The organism is Gordonia sp. DT101, from assembly GCF_049844895.1.
Lineage (GTDB): Bacteria > Actinomycetota > Actinomycetes > Mycobacteriales > Mycobacteriaceae > Gordonia.
This window is the reverse complement of sequence record NZ_JBNCLX010000005.1, coordinates 299,118-311,102: the sequence shown is the minus strand read 5'-3', so window position 1 is coordinate 311,102 and position 11,985 is coordinate 299,118. Positions and strand designations below refer to the sequence as shown.

Below are 11,985 nucleotides of genomic sequence, written 5' to 3'. Positions count from 1 at the left end.
CGGAGGTAGAAACATGGGCGCTTTGTCCTGGTGGCACTGGGTGATCGTCTTGCTCGTGGTGGTGATCTTGTTCGGCTCCAAGAAGCTGCCCGACGCCGCCCGCGGTCTGGGCCAGTCGTTGCGGATCTTCAAGAGCGAGGTCAAGGAGATGCAGAACGACGGCAAGGACGCCGACGAGCCGGCCGCGCCGACCACACGCGAGCTTCCTCCAGGCGAAGCTCCCACGAATTCCACGCCCACGAATTCCACGCCCACGAATTCCACGCAGACGAACTCCACGCAGGCGAATCCTGCGCCGAAATCGCCCGATGACGTGAAGAAGTCCGCGTAGGCGCTCGGCGGAACCGAGGCCAGGGCACCCGCGTGCGAATTTCTCTCGACCCGAGACGCCGTAAACGCAAGCTCAACCCCGACGGCACCATGCCGTTGGTGGAGCATCTCTACGAGCTCCGCACCCGAGTTGTCATCGCGATGCTCGCGATCGTCGTGACGACGATCATCGGCTTCATCTGGTACACGCACGGCCTGTTCGGCACCCCGTCACTGGGCGAGTTGCTGCGCGGGCCGTACTGCGATCTGCCCTCGTCCTCACGAGCAACGCTCACCGCCGACGGTTCGTGCCGCCTCCTGGCGACCGGTCCGTTCGATCAGTTCATGTTGCGACTCAAGGTCGCACTGACCGCCGGCGTGGTGCTCGCCTGCCCGATCTGGCTTTATCAGATCTGGGAGTTCATCACCCCCGGTCTGCACTCGAACGAACGCCGATACGCGGTCGGTTTCGTGTCTGCCGCCGCCGCCCTCTTCGTGACCGGAGCGATCCTTGCCTATCTCGTCGTCTCGAAGGCCTTCCATTTCTTGCTGACGGTCGGCAACGACGTGCAGGTGACCGCGCTGGCCGGCGACCAGTACTTCGGGTTCATGCTGCATCTGCTGATCATCTTCGGCGTCAGCTTCGAGTTGCCACTCCTGATCGTCGCGCTGAACATCATCGGCGTCCTGACCTATGAGCGTCTCAAGTCGTGGCGTCGTGGGTTGGTGTTCGCATTGTTCGTCTTCGCGGCGATCGCGACCCCCGGGCAGGATCCCTTCAGCATGCTCGCGTTGTCGGTCGCGTTGACGGTGCTCCTGGAGGTCGCGATCCAGTTCGCGCGGATCAACGACAAGCGGCGCAAGCGGCAGGCGGCAACGGATTGGTCGTCGATACCTGACGACCAGGCGAGCCCGCTCCCGGCGACCGGTCCCTCACCCACGGCGTCGCCGATGGCACCGTCGCAGCCCGCCCCCGGCGGGCAGAGCGCCTCGGCAGTCCGTACCTCGGTGCGAGACCGCGACACCTTCGACGACATCCTGTGAGCCGGCTCGACGAGTTCACCGACCGGCTCGCCTTCCGGCTCGACGACTTCCAGCGCCGCGCCTGCGTCGCATTGGAAGCCGGGCACGGCGTCCTCGTGTGCGCGCCGACCGGCGCGGGGAAGACGATCGTCGGTGAATTCGCCGTTCACCTCGCGCTCGCGGGCGGAACCAAATGCTTTTACACGACGCCGATCAAGGCACTGAGCAACCAGAAGTACGCCGACCTGGTCGCGATCCACGGGGCCGCCTCGGTCGGTCTGCTGACCGGCGACCAGTCGATCAACTCCGACGCACCGGTGGTGGTGATGACCACCGAGGTCGTGCGCAATATGATCTACGCGGACTCGCGTGCGCTGCAAGGTCTTTCCCATGTGGTGATGGACGAGGTGCATTTCCTTGCGGACCGGTTCCGTGGTGCCGTGTGGGAGGAGGTCATCCTGCACCTCGAACCGTCGGTGCGGGTCGTGAGTCTGTCCGCGACGGTCAGCAACGCCGAGGAGTTCGGCGACTGGATCCAGACCGTCCGCGGCGACACCACCGTCGTCGTGGACGAACACCGCCCGGTTCCGCTGAGCCAGCACATGCTGGTGGGCACCCGCATGTTCGACCTCTTCGACTCGGCCGCCGACACCCCGAGCCCGTCGAAAGCGGCGCGTGCGCAGGTGAACCCGGAGCTCAAACGCTACATCCGACACCGGGTCCTGACGGCCGACGACCGGGGCGACCGCGGTCAGGGCCGGGGCCGTCGCGGGCCGCCGCCGCGGGGCGGGCGACGAGGTGGCGGCGCTCGGCCGCCGTCCCGCCCCGATCTGGTCGCGCGTCTCGATCGGGAAGGTCTGCTGCCGGCGATCGGCTTCATCTTCTCCCGCGCCGGCTGCGACGGCGCCCTCGCGCAGTGTCTGCGGTCCGGGCTGAATCTGCTGACGCCACCGGAATCGCAGGCAGTGGACGAGGTGGTGGACCGACACCTGACCGAACTGTCACCGGCCGACGAGGAGATCCTCGGGGTCGCCGAGTGGCGGGCGGGGTTGCGACGGGGCTTCGCCGCGCACCACGCGGGGCTGCTGCCGACGTTCCGGCATACCGTGGAGGAGCTCTTCACGCTCGGTCTGGTCAGGATGGTCTTTGCCACAGAGACACTCGCGCTGGGCATCAACATGCCCGCCCGCACCGTCGCCCTCGAGCGGCTGATCAAGTTCAACGGCGAAGCCCACGTCGACCTGACGCCCGGCGAGTTCACGCAGTTGACCGGTCGGGCCGGTCGGCGAGGGATCGACGTCGAAGGGCACGCGGTGGTCGTGTGGACCCCCGACCTCGTGCCCGAAGAGGTCGCGGGTCTGGCGGGCGCCCGCACCTTTCCGTTGCGCAGCTCGTTCCAGCCCGAGTACAACATGGCGGTCAACCTGATCGGCCGCCTCGGCCTCGCCGGGTCGCGCGAACTCCTGAACCGGTCCTTCGCCCAGTTCCAGGCCGACCGATCCGTGGTCGGTGAGGCGCGCAAGGCCGACGAGGCCCGTCGCCGGTTGCGCAAACTCGATATCGAACTGACCGGGGCGGCCGAGAACCGGGGGCTCGAGCCGGGTGTCCTCGAGCCCGACGTCGACAATCCTGACAGCCACGACCCCTATCAGGGGTTCCTCGGGTATGTGCAACTGCGCGAGGACATCCGGCGCCGTGAGCGCGACCTCAAGTTCGAGCGCCGCACGGCAAACACGCAGTCGACGGTGGCCGATCTGGCTGCGTTGAAGCGCGGACACGTGATCGGCCTGCACGGTGGTCGCCATCGAGGTCTCGCGGTGGTTCTCGAACCGGCCGCGCAATCGGTCGATCCCAAGCCGCTGGTGTTGAGCGAAGACGCCTGGTGCGGCCGGGTCGGCACCCGCGACTTCGTCAATCCACCACAGGTCCTCGGCAACATGCGGTTGCCAAAACACCTCGATCGGCGCACCGGGAAAGGGCGCCGCGACCTCGCGTCCGCACTCCGATCAACCGGGATCGAGATGCCGCGCGGTCGCTCGAAGAAGCGCGCCGCGGCCGCGGATGATCGTGAACTCGGGCGTCTGCGGTCGATGTTGCGGAATCATCCGGCGCACCGGCTCGACGGCAACGACGAACTGTTCCGGCTCGCCGAGCGACGCAATCGGGTGGTCCGCGAGCTCGTGTCCGCCGACCGTGCGATCGGGGAACGTACCTCGACGCTGGGCGTGCAGTTCGGCCGGATCGTCGGAGTCCTCACCGAACTCGGGTATCTCGATGGATCGGGCGGACGGGAGACGTCCGTGACCGCGGCGGGTCATCTACTCAGCCGAATCTACAGCGAGAGCGACCTGCTCGTGACCGAGTGCATCAGGGCCGGGGTCTGGGACGCGTTGGCTCCCCATGAACTGGCCGCGGTGGTTGCCGCGATGGTCTTCGAGGCTCGCCGGGAGAGCTATTCGGGTATCGACGCCATGCCCGGCAATGCCGCGCAGCGCGACGCTCTCGCCCGTACCGTCGAGATCTGGCGGGAGGTGACCACCGTCGAGTCGAGGCATCGCGTCGACGCCACCCGGGAGCCGGACACCGGATTCTCGGTTGCGGTGTCGCTGTGGGCATCTGGACGTTCGCTCACCGAGTCGCTGGCCGCCGCGGGGGAGCGTGGTCAGTTGCTGTCGCCGGGTGACTTCGTCCGGTGGAATCGTCAGGTCATCGACCTGCTGGAGCAGATCAGGCTCGGCGTGGGGGCCGATACCCGGCTCGCCGGTTCCGCACGCGCGGCCGTCGGCGCGATTCGGCGTGGCGTGGTGGCTGCCGAGCTGCGCTGATGGCGACCCAACTGCTGTACCACACGCGCATCAGGAGCGCGCTGGGCTCCCGACGTGTGAGGTAACGTTCTCCACGCGGTCGGGAGTACGGGGTGGGCCGGTTCGACCACTCGCCGTGGGACCTGCGGCGGGGCGCTTTCCTCCCTCGACGACCGCCATGTCCAGGCGTAACGGTGCCCAGACACCGGGCAGAGCGGGAGAGACGCATGAGCGAGCCGAACGATCCGAACCGTCCGAGCGGACAGCAGCCGGAGTCGGATGGATCGGACCCGGTGACGGCACCGGATGCCTCGACGCCGGGCGCGCCACCCGCGCCGCAGACACCGCAACCCGAATACCCGCAACCAGGCTTTTCCCAGGCCGGCCATCCGGATCAAGGTCCAGGGCAGGCCGACCCCGCGCAACCGGGTCTCGGCCAACCCGTTTACGGGCAGCCGGTGTACGGACAGCCCGGCCCGGGGGAGCAGGTCCCGGGTCAACATGACTACGGCCAACAGGGCCAACATGGCCAACAGGGCCAACAGGGCCAACAGAACTACGGCCAGCAGAATTATGGACAGCCGAACTTCGGCCAGCAGGCTTACGGTCAGCCCGGGTACGGCAACCCGGCCGTTTACGGCGCACAACCGCCGACTGCCGGCACCTTCCCGCCGGCCCAGGGGTACCCCGGGCAGCCCGGCGAACACGGTGCACCGGGCCAGTACGGGGCTGCGGGGCAATACGGGGCTGCGGGGCAATACGGGGCTGCGGGCCAGTACGGGGCTGCGGGGCAAAACGTTGGCGGGCAGTACGCGGGCTCGGGTCAGTACGGTGATCCGTCCCAACAGGGGGGCGGCTACGGCCCGCCGCCCGGCGGTCAACCCCAGCAGCAGTATCCGGGCCGGCCACCGTACGGTCAGTTCGGTGGCGACCAGTTCTCGTCGATGGCCACGCCTCCGGCAAAGTCGGGTCGACGCAGACTGCTGTTGTTCGGTGGCGGCGCCGCGATCCTGATCGCGGCGATCGTCCTGATCACCGCATTCGTGGTGCCGGGCTGGGCGCCGAAGACGATCTCACAGGACGCCGTGCAAGACGGCGTCAAGAAGGTGCTCACCGAGGACTACCAGGCCAGCGAGGTCTCCGACGTCCAGTGCCCGTCCGGCGAACGCGTTGAGCAAGGGGCTTCCTTCACCTGCAAGGCCACCGTCGGCGGCCAGCAGCAGACCGTCACGGTGACATTCCTCGACGATGACGGCAAGTACGAGGTGTCTCGCCCGACCAGCTGATTCGCGCTCCCGACCGCGCGTGTGTTCAGGCCGGATCGGTGGTGATCGTGTACTCGCGGTGGAGATGGCGAGTGGCGGCGCTCCATTCCGACGTCGCGGCCCGACGTTGATGGGCGTCGAAGGCATCCCGGTCCGTGAAGCATTCCGCGACCATCATCCGGTCCGGATGATCGGGACTCGGAGTGACCGAGAAGGCGACACACCCAGGCTCGGCCAGGGTCAGCCGTCGATGCCGCTCGAGCAGCGCGTCCACGAGTGCGCGTTCTTCGACGGGGACGAGAATCCAGCCGGTGAGACGAACCTCGATCCCTGATCGTGGGTTCATCCGTCCGATCGGGCGGGCCAATCGAGGGCTTTGGCCAAGCGCGCCACCGACGTCCCGATGCCGAGTTGGTCGATCAGATCGGCGAGCCCGCCGGGATCGGCAGGCGCGTCCGGCAGCCGGTCGTCATCGGTGCTGTCGATGGTTTCCGCATCGGTGCGGACCAGCACCACCGTGCGGGCAGCCGTCAGATAGTCGGCGGAGGCCAGCAACGACTTCCGTGCTCGCGTGGGCAGTGACGATGCGCTGTCTCCAGCGGCGGTCTCCAGGGCGTCGAGGCTACCGAACTCGCGGATCAGTTTCGCCGCGGTCTTCTCACCGATGCCGGGAACACCGGGCAGCCCGTCGGACGGATCGCCGCGCAGCATCGCCATCTCGGCGTACGCGATGCCCGCCCGTTCCTCGGGAACCGCGTATTTCTCGGCGAGCTCGACCGGACCCATCATCTCCGCCTTCGCCAGGCCCCGACCCACGTAGAGCACCCGGACCTCGACCGGATCGTCGGAGACGACCTGCAGGAGGTCTCGATCACCGCTGACCACGACGACCGGGTCGGTCGACTCGTCGTAGGCCAGGGTGCCGATCACGTCGTCGGCCTCACAGCCGATCGCACCCGAGGTCGCGATCCCGGCGCAGCGGAGCACATCGAGGATCATGTCGACCTGCGGTGTCAGCGTGTCCGGGACCTCCTCGAGGTCGGTGACCGGAGCGCCGTCCGCGTCGTCGATGATCCCGCCAGGCGTGTGCGGGACCTCCTCGGCCACCCGATGGGCCTTGTAGGAGGGGATGAGATCGGTGCGGAACGCCGGCCGCCAGTCGAGATCCAGGCAGACGACGAGCCGGGTGGGCCGCTCCCGGGTGACAAGGGCGGCAATGGTGTCGACAAAACCCCGGACCGCGTTGACCGGGCGGCCATCTGGCGAGGTCATCTTCTCCGGCAGGGCGTAGAAAGAGCGGAACCACAGACTCGCTCCGTCGAGGAGCATCAGCGAACCAGCCATGCCCCAACTCTGTCATTGTCCGGCGTAGGCTGCGCTCATGGCCTACCGGTTCTCCTCCGACGTGTACCGCAATCGCCTCGAGAAGGCCCGACAGCTCACCGCCGATGCCGGCCTCGACGCACTCCTGGTGTCCACCGGACCGGACCTTCGATACCTCACCGGCTCGCGCGCGGACACCTTTGAACGCCTCACCGCGCTGGTCGTGCCGGCCGACGCCGATCCACGACTTGTGGTCGCCCGCCTGGAACTGGCGTCGGTCCGCGATTCGGCCGTCGCCGACCTCGGGATCGAGGTCACGGACTGGGTGGACGGACAGGATCCCTACGGGCTCGCCCTCGCCGGATTGCCGGCGTCGTCCAAGCTCGCCGTGTGCGACACGATGCCCGCACTGCACGTCATCCCGATTGCCTCGCACACCGGCTCGACACCCGCGCTGGCCACCGATGTGCTACGTGAACTCCGGATGATCAAGGACGACAGCGAGATCGACGCGTTGCGACAGGCCGGAGCGGCCATCGACCGGGTGCACGCGAGGATGGGGGAATGGCTGCGACCCGGTCGTACCGAGCGTGACGTCGCCGATGACATCCGCGCCGCGATCCTCGCCGAGGGGCATACCGAGGCCGCCTTCATCATCGTGGGGTCCGGCCCACACGGCGCGGACCCGCACCACGAGTACTCCGACCGCGTCATCGAGGCCGCCGACATCGTCGTCATCGATATCGGCGGCCCCGTCGACCCCGGATACAACTCGGACTCCACGCGCACCTATTGCTTCGCCGCGCCGGCTTCGGACATCGCCGACGCCTATGCCGCGCTGCACGATGCGCAACGAGCCGCCGTGGAGGTGATCCGTCCCGGGATCGCCGCGGAGCAGGTCGACGCGACCGCGCGAGATCGCCTGCGCGAGTTCGGTCTCGCCGACAACTTCATCCATCGGACCGGTCATGGCATCGGGTTGTCGGTGCACGAGGAGCCCTACATCGTCGGCGGTAACGACATCACGTTGCGGGCCGGGATGGCGTTCAGCGTCGAACCGGGCGTCTACTTCGACGGTCGATGGGGTGCACGCATCGAGGACATCGTGGTCGTCACCGACGACGGCTGCGAAGCGATGAACACCCGACCGCACGAGCTCGCGATCCTCTGATCTGCCGACCGGGCACAGAGTCTCGGCGATCGGGCGCGAACTCGACCCAGTGCGCACGATCGGCAGGATTCTGCGCCCGCTCGGCGGGAATCCAGGCCCGATGGGCGGGTGTGGAAATCAGCCCAGAAGTGTCTTCGAACCCATGACGCGTCGGACCGTGATCTCGATGACCACGCGCCGCGGATTGGGTTTCGGCTCGCGGTAGCGCAGGGCGTAGCGCTCCTCGGCATCCCGGACGTCGTCCGGTTCGCGGCGAATGGTGGCCGGCCCCTCGAGAGTCAGCCACCGCGGCCCGTCGACGTTGGTCACCGAGGCGTACCCACCGCGCTCGACGTTGCGGACCTTCTGATTCCCGTCCGTGGTGATCACCCGCGCGAGACCGTGCTCGCCATCCCAGGTGAAACCGACGGCGACGACGTGCGGGGTGCCGTCGGCGCGCGACGTCGCCAGCGTTGCGAGATGACGTTCGCTGAGGAATTCGGCCGCGGCCGGGCCCAGATCGGTAGGGGTGCGGGTCATGCCCGTCACGCTAGCGGGCGATGCGATACTGGCACCCATGGCCCTGCCACCGACGACCGGAACCATCGTGCTGTTCGGCGGTCGAAGCGAGATCGGCGTCGCGCTGACCCGACGACTCGCGCAGGGCCGCACCGTGGTGCTGGCCGCACGTCGCCCCGATGACCTCGGCGTCGAGGCGTCGCGGTTGATCGAGGCCGGCGCGGCCGAGGTGCACACCGTTGCTTTCGACGCCGACGACACCGCGTCCCATGGAGCGCTCATCGACTCGGTGATCTCCCGATTCGGCCCGATCGAGGCGGCCATCGTGGCGTTCGGGATACTGGGCGATCAGGCCCGCGCCGAGACCGACGTCGAGCATGCCCTGCAGATCGCGCACACCGACTACCTGGCCCAGATCAGTGTCCTGACCCCACTCGCGACCGCACTTCGTGCCCAGGGCTCCGGCACCATCATCGTGTTCTCGTCGGTCGCAGGCATCCGTGTCCGAAAGGCCAACTACGTATACGGGTCCACCAAGGCCGGCCTCGACGGGTTCGCCAGCGGTCTGGCGGATGCACTCCACGGCAGCGGAGTGCACCTTCTGCTCGCCCGCCCGGGGTTCGTCGTCGGGGCGATGACCAGGGAACTCATGGATTCGGGCGTGAAACCGGCACCATTGTCGGTCGATGCCGAACAGGTCGCCGACGCCGTCGCGCGGGCGTACCGACGGGGCAGAGGTGAGGTATGGATTCCGTGGGCCCTGCGACCATTGTTCGTCGGCATGCGGCTCCTCCCTCGCCCGCTCTGGCGGCGGTTGTCTCGATGACGGATCGGTACGTGGTGGTCGGGATCGGCGCCGATGGATGGGACGGCCTCGGCCGGCGGGCCCGCGACGAGCTCTCCGGCGCTGCGATGATCTACGGGTCGGACCGGCAACTCGGACTGCTGCCACCGCTCGCGGCGCAGCTCCGACCGTGGGCTTCGCCGATGAGCGCACACCTGACCGAGGTCCTCGAGACTGCGTCGCGCAGCGGCCCCGACGGGGATAGCACCGAGGCCGCCGGCGCTGTCCACATCCTGGCGAGCGGCGACCCGATGTTCCACGGCATCGGCTCCACGATCGTGCGCGCCGTCGGCGCGGCCCGGGTCGACGTGATACCGACCGTGTCCAGCGCGGCGCTGGCCTGCGCGCGGCTGGGATGGGATCTCACCGAGGTCGGGATCCTGACGACGGTCGCCCGTGACCTGGAATCCGTTGCCGACGCACTCACCGACGGCCGGAACCTGTTGATCCTCAGTCGTGACGAGACAACCCCGGCACAGCTCGCACACCTGTTGACCGACAACGGTTTCGGCTGGTCGTCGATCACCGTTCTGGAACAACTCGGCGGGCCCGCGGAACGGATCGTCCGAGGCATCGCCCGCACCTGGGCCGAGCCGACCGGCGCCACACTCAACATCGTCGCCGTCACCTGTGTCGGACCTCATCGCAGCCGGGCGCCGGGGCATCCCGACGACGAGTACGCCAACGATGGCCAGATCACCAAGCAGCCGATCCGCGCGCTGACCGTTTCCGCGCTCGCCCCGAGTCATCGACAACTCCTGTGGGACATCGGTTCCGGGTCCGGCAGCATCTCCATCGAATGGCTGCGGGCGGAACCCACCGGACGGGTCGTCGCATTCGAGCGCGACGACGCACGCAGCGCGCAACTGATCGCCAACGCCGCCCAGCACGGTGTTCGCGGCCGATTGACGGTCGGTGGCGCCGCACCGGAGGCCTTGGCGTCGGCACCCGAACCCGATGTCGTCTTCATCGGCGGCGGACTCAGCACATCCGTACTCGAGGCCGCGTGGGCGGCGCTGAGCGAGGATGGCCGCCTCGTCGCCAACGCGGTCACCCTGGAGAATCAGCATCTGCTCACCGAATGGTATGGCCGCCATGGTGGTTCACTGCGTCGTCTGTCGGTGGAGACGGCGGTCCCATTGGGCACGATGACCACGTGGCGCCCGTCGTTGCCGATCGTTCAGTGGGTGGTGGACAAACCATGACCGTGTACGTCATCGGCGCCGGACCGGGCGCCCCGGACCTGATCACCCTGCGCGGCGCCGAGATCCTCGGTCGCTGTCAGACCTGCCTGTACGCAGGATCGTTGGTTCCGACCGAGCTCCTCGACCGGTGCCCGCCGGACGCCATCCTCATCGACACCGCCCGGATGCCGCTCGCGGAGATCATCTCCCACATCGTCGCGGCGGATGCCGCCGGACATCACGTGGCGCGATTGCATTCGGGTGACCCGTCGTTGTACTCGGCGATGACCGAGCAGCGCCGAGAACTCGTGGCCCGCGGAATCCCGGTGGAGGTCGTGCCCGGCGTCCCCGCGTTCGCGGCCGCGGCGGCTGCTCTCGACTGCGAACTGACCGCACCCGGTGTCGGACAGAGCCTGCTGATCACCCGGGTCTCGACACTGTCGACGGACATGCCGCCGGGCGAGGAACTCGACCGTCTCGCCGCCACCGGTGTGACCCTCGCCCTCCACCTGGCCGCACACCGTGTCACCGAGCTCACCGCTGTCCTGACCCCGCATTACGGAGCGGAATGTCCTACCGCCACTGTCGCGTTCGCCAGTCGGTCGGATCAGCAGATCGTGCGCTGCCGACTCGCCGACCTGCCCACGAGCCTGGCCGACGCGGACATCCGGCGCACCGCGGTGATCTTCGTCGGTCGGGTTCTCGATCCATCCGCCCATCCCGCCGTCAGCGACAGCTACCTCTACTCGGAGGCCCGCATGACAAAGCTGCGGCGCGATGGATGACGCTGATGCGATGAAGGACGGGCCGATCCTGCTGCTCGGGGGCACCGGCGAGGCCCGCGCGCTGGCCCAGCGCATGGGCGACGCCGACATCGCGGTGATCAGTTCGCTGGCCGGCCGGGTCCGTGACCCGCGCTTACCGGTCGGGGACGTCCGCATCGGCGGGTTCGGCGGAATCGACGGTCTCACCGACTGGATTCAGAACCACCACGTCATCGCCGTGGTCGACGCGACGCACCCGTTCGCCACCACCATGACCGATCACGCCGCGACCGTAGCCGACCGAATGGCCCTTCCGCTCTTACGAGTTCGCCGCCCGGCGTGGACGCCCACCGCCGACGACAGCTGGGTGACGGTGCCCGACATACGTGCCGCGGCCCGCGAGATCGACACGCGCGCCGTCCGACAGGGAGATCTGCGCGTCTTCCTGACCACCGGCCGGCAGGACGTCGGGGTGTTCGCCGGCGTCACCGACGCCACATTTCTGATCCGGGTGGTCGACCCGCCGACGGCCGACCTGCCGCCGCGACACCGGATCCTGCGCTCGCGCGGCCCCTACGATCTGTCGAGTGAGCGGGAACTGATGCGTGCGAACGAGATAGACGTACTGGTCACCAAGAACAGCGGGGGAGAACTCACCCGGGCGAAGCTCACCGCGGCCGCCGCGCTCGGTGTCGACGTGGTGATGGTGGACCGTCCGGCCGAACCGGCGTCGGGAGACTCGGTCGATTCGGTGGCCGCCGCGATGGATTGGGTTCTCGACCACCTGGCCGAGAACTGAC

The 11,985-nt window shown here is 68.2% G+C and carries 12 protein-coding genes; 9 read left to right on the top strand and 3 right to left on the bottom strand.

All coding sequences use genetic code 11. From position 1 onward, the window contains the following. Nucleotides 1-13: 13 nt before the first annotated feature. The 4 genes from tatA (at nucleotide 14) to ACLQ3I_RS19000 (ending at nucleotide 5,422) form a co-directional block, all read left to right on the top strand. The gene (tatA, locus tag ACLQ3I_RS19015; protein ID WP_425803968.1) at nucleotides 14-331 is read left to right on the top strand and encodes a Sec-independent protein translocase subunit TatA; all 318 of its coding nucleotides are present in this window, start codon (nucleotides 14-16) and stop codon (nucleotides 329-331) included. Between the two features lie 32 nt (nucleotides 332-363). Beyond that, on the top strand, nucleotides 364-1,353 hold the full coding sequence (gene tatC, locus ACLQ3I_RS19010) for a twin-arginine translocase subunit TatC (RefSeq protein ID WP_425803966.1): 990 nt from the start codon (nucleotides 364-366) through the stop codon (nucleotides 1,351-1,353). After that, nucleotides 1,350-4,157, top strand: a complete 2,808-nt coding sequence (locus ACLQ3I_RS19005; RefSeq protein WP_425803963.1) for a DEAD/DEAH box helicase — start codon at nucleotides 1,350-1,352, stop codon at nucleotides 4,155-4,157. The genes tatC and ACLQ3I_RS19005 overlap by 4 nt, the downstream gene beginning before the upstream one ends. A 206-nt stretch (nucleotides 4,158-4,363) precedes the next feature. Further along, nucleotides 4,364-5,422, top strand: a complete 1,059-nt coding sequence (locus ACLQ3I_RS19000; RefSeq protein ID WP_425803961.1) for a DUF4333 domain-containing protein — start codon at nucleotides 4,364-4,366, stop codon at nucleotides 5,420-5,422. 25 nt (nucleotides 5,423-5,447) lie between these two features. Here the strand turns inward: ACLQ3I_RS19000 and ACLQ3I_RS18995 are convergent, their stop codons facing one another. Beyond that, complete coding sequence (locus ACLQ3I_RS18995) at nucleotides 5,448-5,747, bottom strand: putative quinol monooxygenase (RefSeq protein ID WP_425803958.1); 300 nt, start codon at nucleotides 5,745-5,747, stop codon at nucleotides 5,448-5,450. Then, nucleotides 5,744-6,730 carry a 5'-3' exonuclease gene (locus ACLQ3I_RS18990; protein WP_425804060.1) on the bottom strand — a complete coding sequence of 329 codons (987 nt, stop codon included), beginning with the start codon at nucleotides 6,728-6,730 and terminating at the stop codon, nucleotides 5,744-5,746. Before ACLQ3I_RS18990 ends, ACLQ3I_RS18995 begins: the two co-directional genes overlap by 4 nt. Before the next feature lie 52 nt (nucleotides 6,731-6,782). Here ACLQ3I_RS18990 and ACLQ3I_RS18985 point away from each other — a divergent pair, with 52 nt between their 5' ends. Next, nucleotides 6,783-7,895 (top strand): M24 family metallopeptidase, encoded by a 1,113-nt coding sequence (locus ACLQ3I_RS18985; RefSeq protein WP_425803955.1) that lies wholly within the window; start codon nucleotides 6,783-6,785, stop codon nucleotides 7,893-7,895. Nucleotides 7,896-8,012: 117 nt separating this feature from the next. On the opposite strand, the gene ACLQ3I_RS18980 is transcribed toward ACLQ3I_RS18985, so the two are convergent. Then, nucleotides 8,013-8,414: a PPOX class F420-dependent oxidoreductase gene (locus ACLQ3I_RS18980; protein ID WP_425794415.1), complete on the bottom strand. Its 402-nt coding sequence runs from the start codon at nucleotides 8,412-8,414 to the stop codon at nucleotides 8,013-8,015. Here ACLQ3I_RS18980 and ACLQ3I_RS18975 point away from each other — a divergent pair. From ACLQ3I_RS18975 to ACLQ3I_RS18960, 4 genes are read left to right on the top strand one after another with little or no spacing between them, the layout of a single operon-like run. Beyond that, a complete protein-coding gene (locus tag ACLQ3I_RS18975) occupies nucleotides 8,413-9,219 on the top strand; it encodes an SDR family NAD(P)-dependent oxidoreductase (protein ID WP_425794414.1) in 807 nt (268 codons plus the stop codon). The two genes, ACLQ3I_RS18980 and ACLQ3I_RS18975, sit on opposite strands and share 2 nt — an antisense overlap. Then, on the top strand, nucleotides 9,216-10,442 hold the full coding sequence (gene cbiE, locus ACLQ3I_RS18970) for a precorrin-6y C5,15-methyltransferase (decarboxylating) subunit CbiE (protein ID WP_425794413.1): 1,227 nt from the start codon (nucleotides 9,216-9,218) through the stop codon (nucleotides 10,440-10,442). The genes ACLQ3I_RS18975 and cbiE overlap by 4 nt, the downstream gene beginning before the upstream one ends. Beyond that, entirely contained in the window at nucleotides 10,439-11,206 is a 768-nt protein-coding gene (locus ACLQ3I_RS18965; protein ID WP_425803952.1) for a cobalt-precorrin-4/precorrin-4 C(11)-methyltransferase, read from the top strand. The genes cbiE and ACLQ3I_RS18965 overlap by 4 nt, the downstream gene beginning before the upstream one ends. Then, nucleotides 11,199-11,984, top strand: coding sequence for a cobalt-precorrin-6A reductase (locus tag ACLQ3I_RS18960; RefSeq protein ID WP_425794410.1), 786 nt, complete (start codon nucleotides 11,199-11,201; stop codon nucleotides 11,982-11,984). Before ACLQ3I_RS18965 ends, ACLQ3I_RS18960 begins: the two co-directional genes overlap by 8 nt. Nucleotide 11,985: the final 1 nt, after the last annotated feature.